A 17,386-nucleotide genomic window follows, 5' to 3' on the forward strand; every position below is an offset into this window, starting at 1 on the left:
CCCCTACTTCCAGACGCGCCATGGCGCGTCTCTACATTGCTCCCCCTACTTCCAGACGCGCCATGGCGCGTCTCTACATTGCTCCCCCTACTTCCAGAAGCGCCATTGCGCGTCTCTACATTGCTCCCCCTACTTAGCCTCTCGCCAATGTGGGAGCGAACCTGGGTCAAAGTGAGCTATTTTTGCTCACGTCGCCAAAATGGCTGATCTAGACGATCTACTTCCAGACGCGCCATGGCGCGTCTCTACATTGCTCCCCCTACTTCCAGACGCGCCATGGCGCGTCTCTACATTGCTCCCCCTGCTTTTCCTATCTACTATGTTTGAGCGCAACTCGGTATAAGTCTGGAACATCCCCACACATTTAAACCATCTGTTGCAATTCCAGAGAGGTTTCGTTCAGTTGCTGAGTACCTATTTTGGTTTGATTAATACCCGTGGCGGTTTCTTTGGCTCCCTTATTAATGGTTTCCATTGCCTCAACGACTTGTTGAATCGCATCGACTTGCTGTTTCAAGTTCAGGGAGATTTGTTGATTGTTTAACACCACTTTGTCAACCGCATCGGCTACACCAGTAAAGGCGTCATTGGTTTTTTGGGCAATTTGTACACCGGATGCGACGGTTTTTGTGCCTTCATCAGTCACCATTACGGTTGAGTTTATCGCACTTTGAATTTCTGAAACCAGCAGACTAATTTTGTCAGCGGATTGTTGACTTTGATCGGCTAATTTGCGAATTTCATTAGCAACCACAGAGAAGCCTTTACCATGTTCTCCCGCACGCACCGCTTCTACTGAAGAATTGAGGGCTAACATATTGGTTTTGTTAGCTAATTCAGACACCAACTGAGAAATACTACCAATTTGATTTGCCTGTTCAGAAAGACGAACAATCTGTTGTGCGATCGCGCCGACTTTATTTTCCAGAATGTACATCCCTTCTAAGGTTTCACCTACCGCTTGTGTTCCTCCCTGAGTCAGTTCCAGGGCTTTCTGAGCGGCGGCTACAGCGGCTTTGGCTTGCTCGGCGGATTGTCGGGAGGAGGCTTCTAGCTCATCCATGGTGGTGGTGGTTTCATTCACCGAAGCCGCTTGCTGACTCGCCACCCGTTCTTGTTCTTCTAAAGTTGAAAAGATTTCTTGGCTAGCGGTGGAGATCCGAGTCACAATGTGTTTGATTAAATCGGCTAGTTGGCGTGTCCGGAAAACACCTACAGGTAGCACGGCGGCGAGGGACATTAAAATAATCAGCGTCGCCACCAGTTTAAAGGCATTTACAGACGCAAAAATCGTGCTTTTAGGAACAGTACGGATAGCCACTAAAAAGCCAGGTTGATTCGGTGCTGGATCAACTTTTGCATAGCTGATTAGTTCATTACTTCCTGTACCAATCAATCCCTGTTCACCTTGGAGAATTTGCTCAACAATTTGCTCAGGATAATCCTTCGCCAATGTTTCATCAATATCCAGATCAAATCCCCACTCTTTATCATCGTTGGGATGGGAAAGATAGTAGCCATCTTCATTAATCAGTAAGGCTGTTTCGCCCTCGCTTAAATTGGCATCTTCGATAAATTGGAGAAACTGATTGGCAAAGACATTAGCAATCACAATCCCCTGTTTTTCCCCGGCTGAGTCAACAACAGGTGTGGCGTAGCGAATCACAGGTTTAAACGGCGTTTCGATTTTTCCCCGTTCCTGGTTCAGGTTCACCGGGGAGACATAAACCTCACCTGGAGCGAGTTTTATCGCTTCCGTAAAATAGTCGCGATCGCCTTTATTTTGCAACTCAGATTTCGGGATAACTGTTGTCGTCGTCCCATCGGAATCAACTCTTACCACTTCCTGACCGTTTTCGTCAAGAAACCGAAGCTGCATATATTCAGACTTCGCTTCCATTAGACTCGTAAAAATAGTCTCGGCTTGTTCTACCCAAGCATCAGCCGATTGATTGCTTTGCGAATCCGTTCCACCACCCGTTTCCGCTCGGATAATTCCTTGAATTGCGGGAATTTCACTTAGGAACAAAACATCCTCATTAATCCCCTCTAAGACAGCGCCAATATTTTCGGCGTCGTCAGCAACTTTATCCTCGAGTTGAGTTTCCGATAATTCGGATAGGGCGGTAGTGGACGAAAATATTCCATAAAGTCCCACAATCGAGACTGGAATAAGACTGCTTAAAAACAGCAGCAATAGGATTTGATTCTGAAGTTTTTTCTGGTTGGATAAATTTTTTAGAAATTTTGCCAACATGGCTGATTACCTACCACTCTAGATTCTGTTGAACAATCCCGTCTCCCTGCTGGAGATGGGAGGAGAGAAAATACAGTCCATTCATTTCCTGGAAAACTCCCCTAGTCCTCTGTTTTGCCAGATTAGAGGAGATTATTAGCACAGGGATGGAATTGATTACGCCTTTACCGAATCCAATCATAGATAACCCTAATTTAACCAATCTGTAGGACAGGAGTCTATCATCGTTTTCCGCTGAATTGAGAACGGAAACTCAGCCTTTTAATAAATGCTGGGTTTGCTCAAGATTTAACCCAAATAACCTGACGAGGTATTGGATTTGATTGACATACATTCCATGGTAGCGCTTAACCACTACTACTATAGATACCCAGATTTTTATCCTAGCAGACTGTTTTATTCACTATCCCTATGCTATTGCAGCAGATTGATATTCAGCAACAAAATTATCAATTATTTATAATTTATGAGCAAATAAATAAAAACCAGTATCTAGGCTGATAAATTTTCCATTTACAAAATTAAAATCTCATCTTTAAGCCGACAAAATCCTATATAAAATCCTGACTTATTCAGCGACGAGTAAAATTCAAATATCGCGAATTGTCATACATAAAATGACATACAATTGTCATACATTTAGAGTCAATGTATTACGATAAATAGTATCGGAACAAAACCTAAATTCGTAGTTGCGCTGTCTTCGCCATAAACCTTACATAACTGACTACTGGCGTGGCACACCTAAAATTGTGGAATAGGTTGTAGGTTGGGTTGACGCAAGGAAACCCAACGAAATCAAGGTTGTAGGTTGGGTTGACGCAAGGAAACCCAACAGGCTAACCCCTATGCAGCACAGGGGGAATCACCCACCCCTCATGTTTGATGGCTTGGATGAGGTATTTGATCCGGGAAAACGGGAGGATGTAATTACCGATATTCATCGCTTCACCAATGATTATCCTGATGTGCGGGTAATTGTTACGTCTCGCGTGATTGGCTATAAACCGCAGCGGATCGCGCCGTCAATGATCCCTATCCTTTAAAAGATGAGACAAATTCTTTAAAAGATGAGACAAACAAGACACCTAATCCTCGTAAAACGGCACTTGAGGTAATTATTGAACAATATCTAAACCATCCCCAAACTCTACCATTACTGCGTAACCTAGCCGAAAATGATCCCGATGAGAAAGTCAGAGAGTTTGCTCAGAATAAATTAGCACAATTAGATAATAAAACAAGCCAGATATGATATAATTTTAAACATAAATTTTGTTTACACAATCCAATCTAAACAACGTTAGTGTTAAGTAAAATGGTACTGACGTTCAAGTTTGTAGTCAGCGCTTTAGCGCTTCTGGCACGCTTCGTGCCTACTACGAAACCAGCTTAAGTCAGCGACATTCGTATTAAATGTGTAGGGGCGGGTTTCACAACTATCTTTTTGGTTGCACCCAGATGTGACTAAACCCGCCCCGACTCAGATGTTTAGACTTCCCATGAAAACAAAGGGCGACCCGAGCAAATTGAGTGGACACAATTGTCAATTTGTGCAAGCGGGTCGCCCCTACAGGGGAATCATATTAGAGGGGCAAATTTTGATAGAATTTAATCAACATCCCTCAACGACAGCACAACAACTTATGACTAAGTAAATTAAACTTAGGTTTTAATACTATGACACTCACCAAAGAAGAAATTATTTATCCCTCTAGTGATGGTAAACCCATGGCAGACAGCACCCTTCAATATCAATGGATTACCAAAATCCAAGGCGGCTGTGATGCTTTATTTAAAGATGACCCGAATGTATTTGTAGCCGGAGACTTACTTTGGTATCCAGTTGAAGGCAATAACACCATCTCCCAAGCGCCGGATGTAATGGTTGTGTTTGGCGTACCAAAAGGCGATCGCCGTTCCTACCTGCAATGGCGCGAAAATAATATCCCGCCGCAGGTTGTCCTTGAAATCCGTTCTTATCATGACAGCCAGACTAAGATGGATAAAAAACTGGCATTTTATAACCGTTATGGTGTCGAAGAATATTACCTCTATGATCCAGACGATAAAGGTTTGAGAGGGTGGCAAAGAATTGAAGGACTATTAGAAGTCATTGAACCCATGTCCGGCTGGGTCAGTCCTCGCTTAACTGTGCGGTTTGAATTAACAGAAGCAGAGTTAGAATTATATCGATCTGATGGGCAACGGTTTTTGTCCTATTTGGAATTAGAACAACAGCGAGAACAAGAAGCTCAACGCGCTGAACGGTTAGCGGCAAAATTGCGGGAGTTGAATATCGATCCAGATAGTCTTTAAATTGGGCGCACATCGGTCATTCATGTCAACTTAAGCTACAGCCCTCACCCCCAGACCCTCTCCATCCCCCCTAGCCCCCATCCCCCCTAGCCCCCCTTTGAAAGGGGGGAATGGGGAGAGGGGAGAGGGGAGCAAGAGAGTCCGGTTCCCCTTCTCCCATGCAAAAAAAGCTCTCGCATCCTCTGTCCTCCCCCGTGCAACAAAGGCTCCCGCATCCTCTGGCTTCCCCGTGCAACAGAAGCGAAGCATCCTTGGGTCTCCCCCTTTTTAAGGGGGACGGAAGGGGGATCTATAAGGGGGACGGAAGGGGGATCTATAAGGGGGACGGAAGGGGGATCTATAAGGGGGACGGAAGGGGGATCTATAAGGGGGACGGGAGGCGGATCTATAAGGGGGACGGAAGGCGGATCTATAAGGGGGACGGGAGGCGGATCTAAAGGGGGACGGGAGGCGGATCTAAAGGGGGACGGGAGGCGGATCTAAAGGGGGGAATGAGGGGGAAATGATAAAAACGTGCAGGTACACAGCCCCAAAACCGGGCGCACGTCTGTGCGCCCCTACGATAAAATAATGATTCAATTTCGCCGATATAACATCCCTGGTAACTGCGACACTAACCCCTCTAATTCCAACTGCAACAAAACACTAGAAACCTCCGCCACTGTCATCCCTGTTTCCTGGACAATCACATCTAAGGGCGTCGGTTCAATCCCCAAAACCTGAAACACCTTTGCCAACTCTGGCGCTAACTTCGGCGTCATTTTAACAGGTTCTGGCTCAAATAAAGATAACTGTTTCCCAGTATCCAATTCCGGTATCGCCCCCAACATTTCCAACAAATGCCCCTCACTCAAAATCACATTTGCCCCCCGACTCAATAATCCCAAACATCCCACAGCATTAGGATTATCCAACGAACCCGGTAACGTATACACATCGCGACAAAACTCATTCGCTTGATACGCGGTAATCAACGCCCCTGATTTCGTCGGCGCTTCCATCACCAAAACCGCCCGACTCAAGCCGGCGATAATTCGATTGCGTTGGGGAAAATGAGGGCGATTCGGCTTGGTTCCTGCCGGATATTCACTTAATACTAATCCCTGTTCTAAAATAGTCTCGTATAGTAATTTATTCCTAGGCGGATAAATCACATCAATTCCTGTACCAAAAACGGCTACCGTCCTCCCACCAGCCTCTAAACATCCCTTGTGGGCTTCGGTATCAATCCCGGCTGCCATTCCAGATACTACAGTAAAGCCCTTTTTCGCCAGCGCGGCACTAATTTTCCTTGTCCAGCGCTTACCATAATCTGTCGGTTCGCGAGTTCCGACGATCGCAACCATCGGCTTCATCCCCTGATTTTCCTGCAGGTCAACCTGTCCGTGGTAGTACAATACTGGCGGCGAACTAGGAATCTCTAGCAATAAGCGGGGGTAATCGGGATCAGCCGGTGTCCAGAAACAGGGATTTTTGACACAGTGCTGTTCCAGAAACTCTTGGGGGTTGAGGTGCGATCGCGTCTCCTCTACTGCTTCGATTAACCGCAGCCCAAACCCTTCTACCCTACCCAACTCCCTCCCTGGAGACGCCCAAGCCTCTGCCAAGGTGTCAAAATGTTGCTGTAGGCGTCGCAGTAACACTGGTCCCACACGAGGGACTTGTGACCAAGCTAACCAATAGGCGCGATCGTCTGGCAATGGATTGTCCTCACTATCAATACGTTCAGTCAATCAAATTGGTTCAGGTTGAAACAACAGAGGAACAGCAGAAACGATTAGACATTAATGGATTCATGAATACCATTCGCTAAGATTCCCAAAATTTTATTGACATTGTTGAGAAAATACTCCCCTAAATCGATTTCAATCGTTTGTGCTTCTAATTTTAAAAATTTCCATATACTGCCTGTCGTCACCGTCCCGTAAATAGACTTTATCTTATTCCCTTCCCGATCATTAAAAATTTGAGCGGCTAACATTTCCGCGACACATTGCCCTAATCCCGCGTTGATATTGTCCTTTTTTGCCTCAACAATGATGATAACAGGTGCGGTAACCAGTAACAGTTCTGGGGAACGGCTAATCAAAAAGTCACAACTTCCATTCAATCCTTGGGCAGGATCGACATTAAACTCTACACCCGAAAACAGACTTATCCGTTGCTGTAACTGCTTTCGTAGTTCGATGAGAATGGGAGCAATAATCATCTCTGAGCGGGATTTTTCGGTATTACTAGCTAGAGCTAACGGTACGTTATAATCTAGAGTCTCTAGTAGATAATTGCTGCATTCTAGTTCGGGTGTAGATGAAAACATTTTGAGTTGATCAGAAATAGTTAACTCAAAGGTTTTCACGACTTTGTCTAGGCTAAAGTCACTGTATGCCATATCATATTAAGGGTTGATTGGGATGAAACAACTAACAGGCAGCCTTTAAATGATATCGCCCGGTCGGTCAAACCCGCCCCAACACATCGGCTGGGAAACACTTCAAAAGCCTGTCTCTACATGGCTTTCATGCCAATTGCCAGGATAATCACTCCTCAATTAAGAATTACTTGCATTAACAGGTACAATAATCATCTATCCACTCCAGTGCAGCGTGGTCAACCTGAGTGAACCCTTGGCAACTTCGCCAAATCCCAGACGGGCTAGGATATTCATCTCTGGTGGTAACGGATCACCAATAACTGATCGCACTTCACTGGTACTCAACTCAAATCACGGCAAAACTGGTCACTATGAAAATTACTAGACGTAGTATAATCGGACTCTGCTCTGGACTCGCCCTATTCGTCGTGGCGGGCTGTTCAAGTCCCAACGAACAAGCTAATACTGCAAATACTGATGGTGCGACGGGTAATACAGCCGATGCGGGCGAAATTAACCTCTATTCCGCCCGTCACTATGACACCGATGATGCTCTCTACGACAACTTCACCGAGGAAACGGGGATCAAGGTGAACCTGATTGAAGGGGACGCCGATGAGTTGATTGAACGGATTAAGAGTGAAGGAACAAACAGTCCGGCTGACGTATTAATTACCGTTGACGTGGGACGCCTGTGGCGGGCGCAAGAGGATGGATTGTTGCAACCAATTTCCTCAGAAACGCTAGCATCAGCAATTCCCGCCAATCTACGTGATTCCCAAGGACAGTGGTTTGGGTTATCCAAACGGGCGCGAATCATCGTCTATAACAAAGAAAATGTTCAGCCAGAGGAACTCTCCACATATGAGGCTTTAGCCGAACCCGAATGGAAAGGACGAGTTTGCATCCGCAGTTCCGAAAATATCTACAACCAATCCTTAGTCGCCTCTAAGATCGAAAGTAAAGGAGAACAAGAGACAGAAAACTGGGTAAAAGGCTTAGTGGCTAACTTTGCCCGTCCCCCCGAAGGGAACGACACCTCCCAAATTCAAGCCGTAGCAGCGGGTCAATGTGATGTAGCAATAGTCAACCATTACTATGTTGCCCGTCTCAAACAGTCTGATGTGGCTGAAGATCAAGAAGTAGCCGAAAAAGTGGGCGTGTTCTTCCCCAATCAAACCGCCAATGGGACTCATATCAACATCAGCGGCGGCGGTGTCGTTATCAATGCGCCGAACAAAGACAATGCGGTTAAGTTTTTAGAGTATCTGGTTACGCCAGAAGCCCAAGAAATCTTTGCCAATCAAGGGAATGAGTATCCTATCGTGACGGAGATGGAACCCAATTCCGTTGTCTCTAGCTTTGGTGAGTTCAAGGAATCGGAGTTAGATGTCGTCACTTATGGAGAAAAGAACCCAGAAGCCGTTAAATTAATGGATCGAGCCGGTTGGAAGTGATCCGTGAATCCCAGTAGGGAAAGGTGAGAAGATTTTGATTGTGTAGGGGCGGGTTTTACTATCATCGTTTTTTACCCGCCCTGATATGACTAAACCCGCCCTCATCTCCCCTGCGCCCCCAAACGCTAAGATTTTTTCCCCATAGCATCAACCTTGAGGCATATAACCTGAGACACTAAGGGAGGTAAACTACAAAGTAGCCAACTAGTCAGTCCATTGAGTACCAACACCTCAGTGTCATCAGTGCTACCAACATCTAACACCCCCACCCCAATCTCTCTAATAAATCAGTGAAATTAGTGTTATGGCAGATTCAATTATGGAAAACCGCGACTACACCCTAATCATCGACAAAAGTGGCAGCATGTCAACGCCCGACCAACCCGGTGGACAAACCCGTTGGTATACTGCCCAAGAGTCCACTCTCGCCCTTGCCAGAAAATGTGAACAGTTTGATCCCGATGGTATCACCATTTACCTCTTTTCCAGTCGGTTTAAACGCTACGATGGCGTTACCTCAGACAAAGTAGCGCAAATCTTCCAAGAAAATGACCCGATGGGGCGGACTGACTTGGCTAGTGTACTTCAGGATGCTCTTAATAACTACTTTCAGCGCAAAACGGCGGGACAAACTAAACCCCAAGGGGAAACCATTTTAGTAATTACCGATGGAGAACCCGACGATCGCAAAGCCGTGATGCGAGTAATTGTGGAAGCGTCGCGTCATATGGATCGGGATGAAGAATTAGCCATTTCCCTGATTCAAGTGGGCAATGATCCCACAGCAACCCGATTTCTCAAGATCCTTGATGATGAATTGCAAGGGGCGGGTGCTAAATTCGATATAGTTGACACCGTTACCCTCGATGATATGGCGGATATGACGTTACCCGAAATCTTGCTGAATGCCATTCAGGATTAATCCTCAAGCAGGGCGGGTTTACTCAAGTTATCGGTTTGAGCAATAACGTTATCAGTTAAACCTTCCATAAGCTGTTCGGCATTTAAACGGTAATATCAAGAATGGGGAAATCCTTGTAGTGTGAGCATCTTGCCCACTACCTATAGCTAAAATGGTGCAATAGATTTTACCATTGAATCGGGCGCACGCCATGCGCCCCTACGGTTTCCGGGCTCCCATTCTAATTCACTAAATAAGCTGTGCCACGCCAGTAGGTTGGGAAAACCCAAGGAAACCCAACAAAAGATAGGGTTCGCATCCCTTACTACAAGCCAAATTAGGTGGGTCACGCCAGTAGGGTGGGCATTGCCCACCAGCATACCAGTCAGTGACATTCAACTTAAGCTACAGCCCTCACGCCTTTGCCCCTCTCCATCCCCCTAACCCCCATCCCCCCTTTCAAAGGGGGGCTAGGGGGGATGGGAGGAATAGGGAGAGGGGAGGGCGGGTGCTAAGTTTGATATTGCTGACACGATTACCCTAGATGACATGGCGGAGATGACGTTAGGGGAAGTCTTGGTGAACGCGATCGCGGATTAATCTCTTGACCACCCCTGATACTGCATCGGGGTTAGCAGGCTTTTTTTTGTTGTCCCCTCTCCTATGAAAAAGCAAACCAATCAATTCAGTCATCTCACCGCCAAAGACAGAGTTTATCTATCATTCCCTGGACAGCTTCTCCTCGAAACCAATCGGCTTCACGGTAAAATTCTAGACTTTGGTTGTGGCTTTGGCAATGATGTTAAACTTTTACAGCAAAAAGGCTTTGACATCACTGGGTATGACCCTTACTATTTCCCAGAATACCCCAATCATAAGTTTGATACCATCCTATGTTTTTATGTTTTAAATGTTCTGTTTGCTGAAGAACAAGCAACTGTTCTCATGAACGTTTCACATTTGTTAAAACCGGGCGGAAAAGCTTATTATGCAGTGAGGCGGGATCTAAAAAAAGAAGGATTTAGAGAACATTATATTCATAAAAAGCCGACGTATCAGTGCATAGTTAAACTGCCATTCCAATCCATTCACCTAGACGATTATTGCGAAATTTACGAGTACGTTCATTATAACTATCAAAGACATTCTGAAAATAAGTGCCTCTTTTGCAACCCTCGGAAAAATCTCCGGATACTCACCGAGTCAGCAACGGCTTATGCCATGTTTGATGGTTATCCAGCTAGCATTGGTCATGTTTTGATTATTCCTAAACGTCATGTCGCTAATTATTTTGATCTGGACTTTAAAGAACAATCTGCCTGCTGGTTTATGGTAAACAAAGTACAAGAATTTTTAAAGGATCAATTTCATCCGGATGGGTTTAATGTGGGAATCAACGTGAATAGAGAGGCGGGACAAAAGATGAGACACACGAGTATTCATATTATCCCTCGTTACCAGGGGGATGTTGCGGGAGCCAAAGGTGGAATCAGATATGCGATTCCAAAGGTTACAAGTTACCAGTTTGACCGGAAATGATATCATACCAAATCCGCCTTGGGTATCCCCTTTTTGCCATCTAATCCCCCATCTTATCTAATGGTGAATCTGTAGCCGGAGAAGGTAGTGACCCAGTTGAACTTTGCCAGACCAAAGTTCATAGTCAAGTTCCAAATGTTGGGGTAAGGGGTGTCCCTCTAGTTTCAGCATCCGGGTATAGTTTCGCAGTTGCAAAGACTGATGGTTTTTCTTCGAGGTTCCCTGAAGCCAATAACGACTGATACCATACACCCCTCGCTCCCAACGGTGACGATAACTCAAGTTACCATTTGCCTGCATTGTCATAATCACCCGATAGGGGGAAATTTCTAGCCACAAAAGTCGGTGCGGAGTTCCCTTGACCCCATTAGTGGGATCAGTTTGAGGTGGGTGTAGCGATTCCCCTCCAGGGAGTGGGGGTTCTCTCAAGAGCAAATGAAAGCGATCGCGTTCTTTTTGATACAGTGTAGCCGCCGTTTCGATAGTGAACCAAATCGGCAGATCAGTCGATACAACCGAAAGACAAACCGGCAAGCGGTGATGTGTCAGCATGGATCTTGCAAGTGTAACAGACAAATAGATACTTTTCCTGAAAACCCCATGACCGGAATATATGCTCATTCTAGAGTACAAAGCAAAGAAAGGGAAAATCAGTTACCCATTAACAATTAACGCCTGTCCCTACTTCATCCCCTTTTCCGCTTTTCTAGCTTGTCTGGCACTTTTGCCAAAGGCGAGAAATCCAAAAATCAGCCAAGCGATGAGAATTCCGCCCGTGAGAAACAAGATGGAAACTAGACCGAATTTAGCAATAAGACTGGGTGCGGCTGCGGTGAATAATCCTCCGCCAACAATGGGTTCAAAAAACAACTGTTTGTAAGCAAAACTTTCAAAGGCACCCGATCGATTGTCGGGGTCAACCATTCGCAACAATAAAATACCTGTTGCGGTGACTCCCATAGATTGTCCCAAATCACCCAGCCCCCGTTCAAACCAGTAGGAGGGAATCACGCGAGGGGCGAGATAAAGGAAGGCAAAAATGTTCCAAGCTATCCCAGCGATACTCAGAATAATAAAAGAACCAAGGTTGGCTCCGATTACAGTTAGAGAAATTGTGGCTAAGGCGGTAACGATGACGATATCTAAGGCTACCCCAGCAATATTATTCATTAGGGGTCGAATAATCAGCGGATGGAGTCCCAACCGTTCCATCAGCAACTGCACAATAATCCCGCCAACCAGCGCCATGGGAAATAGGGGGACATAACTCATCATTTCAAATCCCCCCCTCCCCCATGTCACCGACTCGATCCAAATTAATCCATTAAGAATCAGCCAACCAATCGCGATCGCTAATCCGACAAAGCCGAAGTTCAGCGACAGGGGATCAATTAACATATTCCGCATCAATCGCGATCGCGCCCTGCGGATTTGCGGGGTTTCACTGTGGGTGTAATCCTCAAACCAGTCGGGTTCAGCTACGTTTTGCTGAACGCCTTGAACATAGCCTTTACGTCTCCCCCAATTGGCAAGTACCGTTCCCGCCACAATCCCCGACACAATCCCCACGGTTGCTAATCCTACAGCTAAGTCAGCGCCATCTGGAAAACCCAATTCTTGAAACGTTCCCGCCATCCCTGCGGCTGTACCATGTCCCCCTTCAAAAGCAATTTCAATTAAAGCCGCCGCCGTCGGATCAATATCAAAGAAGGGAATGAGGATCAGCATTGTGAGTAAAATACCCACTACATATTGCCCCCACGCCAGACTTTGACCAAATACCACTTGGGGTGCGGCTTTATTCCAGATGTCCCGTGGATTAGGAATCGATTCACCCAGAAACAAGGCGGCGAAGACGATATTGATGAATACCCCCGGAGACTGTGACCACACATCCCGAATGGATTCGGGGAATAAGCCATTTGCCAGGGGTGAAGTTGGACCCGCGATCGCACCCAAAACCTGAGGTCCCAACAACAGCGCCACCACACCGGCGACAATGGATTCGGGAATGTAGAGTTTCTGTATCCAGTGGACTTTTTGGTGGATCAACCGCCCGACTAGAATCAGGAGTGCAACCAAGATGAAGGCAAACAGGGCATCTTTAAGATTAAGCATGGAAAAATTATATGCTGTAATATTTGATTTTATCCCGCCTTCAAGCCAGTCAATCGTTGTACTTAGGTTCAGGAAACACTTTTTTTTCTTGCGTATTACATTGTATTACCTTGGAGGTGCAGAATCAGGCTTATTTGAGCATTCTGCAAGGTGGGAAAGATGTATGGGCGAGAAAATTCCCGACTTGCCTGAGCTTACTAACCTGCTATACAGTAATAAAGCTGTATGATTTAAAAATCATATTTTGATTTTAACAAGTCCATAAAATCAGCGGTTTAGTATGGGTATTTAGTCGAGTTTGTCAATGATCGCTACTCTTGGCAGGACTACCGGATATGGTAATATCGTCGTGAATTTTAGGATTTTAAATTAACCATTTTTTCTGTAATTTTGACCTCTCTACTTAAAAATGAATAGCCAAAAAGAAACACTTGAATGGGTTAAAACAATCCTTGCCCCTAGAAAACTCAGCCCGGTTGAGGAAATTGTGTTAGATAGGGCATTGTCTGGAAAATTGTATCGAGAAATCGCTAAAGAAACGGGGTATGATTCGGGTTATATTAAAGATATTGGTTCTCAGCTTTGGCTGGCTCTCTCTCACGAATTAAACCGTGAAATAAACAAGCGAAATTTGGCGTTTATGTTAAGGGATTTCCCCCAAGAAGAAAGCCGAAATTTCAACAAAAAAACTCAACGGAAGACCCGATTAGCCGAACTCGACTTTCCCGGTCGTCCTCTTCCCTTTAAGTCACCCTTCTATATTGAGCGTCTCCCCATAGAAACCTTAGCCATTAACACCCTTCATCAAGCCGGGAGCCTAATACGCCTGAAAGCGCCGCAACGGATGGGCAAAACCTCTTTAATTTATCGTCTGTTCGGCATTGCTCATCAGCATGAAATGCAAACGGTTTTAGTCAATGTGCAACAGGCAGAGCCAGCCATGTTCAAGGATTTGGATCAATTTTTGCAATGGATTTGTTGGGTGATTAGCCAACAGTTGAATTTAGCTCCCAAATTCGACGACTATTGGTTCGAGGGAGCCGGGAGTAAAATGAGTTGCACGGTTTATATGCAAGAGTATTGCCTCAATGCGGTTGACACGCCTGTGGTCATTGCCTTTGACAAGGTGCATACCCTATTTGACTATCCCGATTTAGCCAGTCATTTTTTCTTAATGTTGCGTCATTGGTATGAACAAGCCCGCACCCCAGGAAATTGGCAAAAGTTACGGTTAATCCTTGCCTATTCCACCGAATTAAGTTTATCCATTCAGACCCACCAATCTCCCTTTAATGTCGGACTTCCTGTCAACTTATCCCCCTTCACCCGCCCTCAAATTAGCGAATTAAGGCAGCGTTATAAACTTGAGCAAGTGGGGATAGAAACAACTTCTATTCTAGAGCCTTTACTGGATTTGGTGGGCGGTCATCCTTACCTACTCCAATTGGCGTTTTACTGGTTAAGCTTAGGCTATTTATCACTAGAACAACTCTTAGCAGAAGCCCCCACACCTAAAGGCATCTACGGGGAATATTTGGATCAACTGTGGATTATGTTGGCACAGGATGCAGGGTTAGAGCAAGCCTTTTATCAAGTTTTATCGAGTTCAGAGCCGATTTTCCTAGATACTCAAACGGCTCATCGTTTAGAAGGATTGGGTTTAGTACAACTGCAAGGAATGATGGCAAGTCCCACCTGTGAACTCTATCGAAACTATTTTTTGATGCATTAATCAGATTAAAACAGTCGGTGGAAATAAGTAAAGGGTTCTCCCGTACATAAGGTGATAAATTTTCCTTATCTGTGTGGCGATTGGCTTGATTTGAAGAAAACCTAGCTTAATAGCTTGTAGGTTGGGTTTCCTTTGAACCCAACCTACAAGCATTACACCGTGGGACTTTGGCTTAATTTATAATATTTTATTATCACCCTAAGTACGGGAGAGTCGGTTTATTCCTGATTCGCCGACCTAATTGACTTTCTCTCAAAAGGCGATAATAACTTTCTTTAGATTTGAACACGACGTCGTAGTTGTCTCTTAAATGCCTTTTTAAGTCTGATATATTTCGGTGTTCTGGGCAATTTAGCCAATGGGTAATTTCTGCTTTTTCTGTAGCGGTTAAGTAACTTTTCGATCCCTTATATGCCAGTTTAATTCCTTCTATTCCTCTTTCCGCATATCTTCTTTGTAACTTGGCAATAAAACTTGTAGATACCCCTAATCTATTGGTTATCTCTTTATAAGGAACTCCTAATAATTTAAGTCTGACTACTTCGGCTCTTTTCCATTCTCTTACATCTAGAGTATTAGAAATAAACTCGTTTAACTCATTAATTTTTTCAGTTTCGCAAATTTCAAGAGTATCCTTAAACATCTTTTATTTTCCTGATAAACAGACGGCAATTTTCATGAGCAAGTAGCCCAGCGAGGCAGAATCAAAGTAGAGATGTAGGCAAAGTTTCTACCTTTATTTATTTGCTCTGCCTCAATCAATAGGGACAGAAAAAACGCTACCGTTACCCAAAGTAAATCTGATCTGTGTTCAAACCCGTTCACACAGCACCTAAAATTTCTATCCGAATACTTAATCCGGATTGGGTATTATAGCAGTAGACACATCGATTAGGACTTTCGTCACCATTGTAGAGACGCGCCATGGCGCGTCTCTACATAATGGCGCGTCTCTACATAAATGATGTGTCCTAACCGCTATGGCGCTTGCTATAATACAACGTAATAAATTGGAAGTGATGGTGTAATAGTTACCCTTTCCGTATCCAGACAAGGATTAATAGAGTCCCTGATGTTGTCGTCTGAATACTAACCCTATCTTTCACAGCTTATATTAATCAGCTATAACTCTACAATTATCATTATTTTGTCCCGATGAAAAGGTCAGAAAGGTCAGATGTTTTACGACAGCAAAAGGTCAGAAAAGTCAGATTGATGAGCGAAAATTGGTCTGACTTTTCTGACTTTACTCCCTGATCACCTAATAACTAGAATATATAGAGTTGGAAAAATGTTAAAATTTGTAATCATAGATGCGATCGCTGATGGTATGCTTCGCGCATAATACAAACCCAAGTTAAGTCAGTGCCATTCAAATTAAGTTAATAAACATTTTTGAAAAGGAAGTTTAATCGTCATCTGAGTTCCGACATTCGGTTGAGAAACACAGTCCAACTCACCGCCATGTTGATTCACTACAATTTGGTGAGCAATGGATAGTCCTAATCCTCTGCCTTTACCGACAGGTTTTGTGGTAAAAAATGGATCAAATATTCGAGGTTTTACAACTTCCGTTATACCCACTCCATTATCGATAATGTGAATAATGACTTGATAGTTATCTTGAAGAGTTGTTTTAATTTTAATGGTGGCGATATTTTTAGATGAATAACCGTTAACTTTAGCTTTTTCTTTATTCCTTTCTAATGCCTCAATAGCATTATTAATAATGTGAATAAAAACTTGATTAAGTTGTCCTGGATAGCATTCAAACAGGGGCAGATTGCCGTATTCTTTGATGATTTGAATCCACGGCTGTCCGGCTGAGTTTAATAACCGATGTTGTACCAGAAAAAGAGCGCTTTCTATTCCTTCATGAATATCGACCGATTTGCGTTCAGCTTCATCGATTCGGGAAAACTTTCGCAACGATAGCACCAGTTCTCGCAGGCGTTCAGTGCCAATTTTCATCGAAGCCAATATTTTGGGAAAGTCTTGGCTCAAAAAGTCAAGATTCACATCGGTTATTTTGTTTTGCAGACGAGGGCTAGGATTTGGATACTCCTGTTGATAAAATTCCACTAGCTCCAACAAGTCTTGGGTATAATATTCAATGTGGGATAAGTTGCCATGAATAAATGTGACTGGGTTATTAATTTCATGAGCAATTCCAGCCACCATCCGACCCAAACTGGACATTTTTTCACTCTGAACTAATTGAGATTGAGTTTGCTTGAGTTCATGGAGGGCTTGTGAGAATTGTTTGTTTAATTGACTCAGCCGCAGTCCCGAACGAACCCGGGCTTGCAATTCACTAGGTTCAATGGGTTTGGAGAGAAAATCATCCGCCCCCGAATCTAAACCTTGGACGCGATCGGCGACTTGTTCGCGTATGGTAAGTAGAATCAGAAAGATGGTTGCTAGTTGGGGATCTGCCTTGATTCGACGACAAACTTCTATACCATCGAGTTTGGGCATCATCCAATCACAGATGATTAAGTCAGGTTGAAGTTTTTTGGTTTTTAGGAGTGCAGCTTCTCCATCTTCCGCCAGCAGCACTTCATGACCTTCACTTTCTAACAACTCTTGGAGAATGATTTGTACCGTTATATCATCATCAACGGCGAGGATTTTTGCCATGGTTATTTGTCATTCATCATTTGTCATTTGTCATGTTTTAGGGAACTCTTAA

Annotated in this window: 14 protein-coding genes; 6 read left to right on the forward strand and 8 right to left on the reverse strand. The window is 44.4% G+C overall.

Annotated elements, in window-relative coordinates:
- Positions 1-364: 364 nt before the first annotated feature.
- Positions 365-2,257: a methyl-accepting chemotaxis protein gene (locus RIM23_RS31240; protein ID WP_446372469.1), complete on the reverse strand. Its 1,893-nt coding sequence runs from the start codon at positions 2,255-2,257 to the stop codon at positions 365-367.
- Between the two features lie 848 nt (positions 2,258-3,105).
- Here RIM23_RS31240 and RIM23_RS31245 point away from each other — a divergent pair.
- Positions 3,106-3,303, forward strand: coding sequence for an NACHT domain-containing protein (locus RIM23_RS31245; RefSeq protein ID WP_446372516.1), 198 nt, complete (start codon positions 3,106-3,108; stop codon positions 3,301-3,303).
- A gap of 634 nt (positions 3,304-3,937) precedes the next feature.
- Positions 3,938-4,576, forward strand: a complete 639-nt coding sequence (locus tag RIM23_RS31250) for a Uma2 family endonuclease (RefSeq protein WP_446372471.1) — start codon at positions 3,938-3,940, stop codon at positions 4,574-4,576.
- Positions 4,577-5,151: 575 nt separating this feature from the next.
- Here RIM23_RS31250 and dprA read toward each other — a convergent pair.
- The 3 genes from dprA to RIM23_RS31265 form a co-directional block, all read right to left on the reverse strand.
- Entirely contained in the window at positions 5,152-6,276 is a 1,125-nt protein-coding gene (gene dprA, locus RIM23_RS31255) for a DNA-processing protein DprA (protein WP_446372513.1), read from the reverse strand.
- 77 nt (positions 6,277-6,353) lie between these two features.
- Positions 6,354-6,965 carry a hypothetical protein gene (locus RIM23_RS31260; RefSeq protein WP_446372473.1) on the reverse strand — a complete coding sequence of 204 codons (612 nt, stop codon included), beginning with the start codon at positions 6,963-6,965 and terminating at the stop codon, positions 6,354-6,356.
- Positions 6,966-7,160: 195 nt separating this feature from the next.
- On the reverse strand, positions 7,161-7,292 hold the full coding sequence (locus tag RIM23_RS31265) for a hypothetical protein (protein WP_446333998.1): 132 nt from the start codon (positions 7,290-7,292) through the stop codon (positions 7,161-7,163).
- Between the two features lie 26 nt (positions 7,293-7,318).
- On the opposite strand from RIM23_RS31265, the gene RIM23_RS31270 reads away from it, so the two are divergent.
- The 3 genes from RIM23_RS31270 to RIM23_RS31280 all read left to right on the forward strand — a co-directional run bounded on the left by RIM23_RS31270 (position 7,319) and on the right by RIM23_RS31280 (position 10,844).
- Positions 7,319-8,404 (forward strand): Fe(3+) ABC transporter substrate-binding protein, encoded by a 1,086-nt coding sequence (locus tag RIM23_RS31270; RefSeq protein WP_446372475.1) that lies wholly within the window; start codon positions 7,319-7,321, stop codon positions 8,402-8,404.
- A 304-nt stretch (positions 8,405-8,708) separates the two neighbouring features.
- Positions 8,709-9,326 carry a vWA domain-containing protein gene (locus tag RIM23_RS31275; RefSeq protein ID WP_446372477.1) on the forward strand — a complete coding sequence of 206 codons (618 nt, stop codon included), beginning with the start codon at positions 8,709-8,711 and terminating at the stop codon, positions 9,324-9,326.
- A 642-nt stretch (positions 9,327-9,968) separates the two neighbouring features.
- A complete protein-coding gene (locus RIM23_RS31280; RefSeq protein WP_446372479.1) occupies positions 9,969-10,844 on the forward strand; it encodes a bifunctional class I SAM-dependent methyltransferase/HIT family protein in 876 nt (291 codons plus the stop codon).
- Between the two features lie 57 nt (positions 10,845-10,901).
- Here the strand turns inward: RIM23_RS31280 and RIM23_RS31285 are convergent, their stop codons facing one another.
- Positions 10,902-11,396, reverse strand: a complete 495-nt coding sequence (locus RIM23_RS31285) for a hypothetical protein (RefSeq protein WP_446372481.1) — start codon at positions 11,394-11,396, stop codon at positions 10,902-10,904.
- A 129-nt stretch (positions 11,397-11,525) separates the two neighbouring features.
- The gene (locus RIM23_RS31290; protein WP_446372483.1) at positions 11,526-12,962 is read right to left on the reverse strand and encodes a sodium/glutamate symporter; all 1,437 of its coding nucleotides are present in this window, start codon (positions 12,960-12,962) and stop codon (positions 11,526-11,528) included.
- A gap of 409 nt (positions 12,963-13,371) precedes the next feature.
- Here RIM23_RS31290 and RIM23_RS31295 point away from each other — a divergent pair, with 409 nt between their 5' ends.
- A complete protein-coding gene (locus RIM23_RS31295; RefSeq protein ID WP_446372485.1) occupies positions 13,372-14,694 on the forward strand; it encodes an AAA-like domain-containing protein in 1,323 nt (440 codons plus the stop codon).
- A 193-nt stretch (positions 14,695-14,887) separates the two neighbouring features.
- Here the strand turns inward: RIM23_RS31295 and RIM23_RS31300 are convergent, their stop codons facing one another.
- Together RIM23_RS31300 and RIM23_RS31305 are read right to left on the reverse strand one after the other, a co-directional pair.
- Positions 14,888-15,337 (reverse strand): helix-turn-helix domain-containing protein, encoded by a 450-nt coding sequence (locus tag RIM23_RS31300; protein WP_446372487.1) that lies wholly within the window; start codon positions 15,335-15,337, stop codon positions 14,888-14,890.
- A 734-nt stretch (positions 15,338-16,071) separates the two neighbouring features.
- A complete protein-coding gene (locus RIM23_RS31305; RefSeq protein ID WP_446372489.1) occupies positions 16,072-17,334 on the reverse strand; it encodes a sensor histidine kinase in 1,263 nt (420 codons plus the stop codon).
- Positions 17,335-17,386 lie beyond the last annotated feature (52 nt).

The organism is Coleofasciculus sp. G3-WIS-01, assembly GCF_040223135.1.
Lineage (GTDB): Bacteria > Cyanobacteriota > Cyanobacteriia > Cyanobacteriales > Coleofasciculaceae > Coleofasciculus.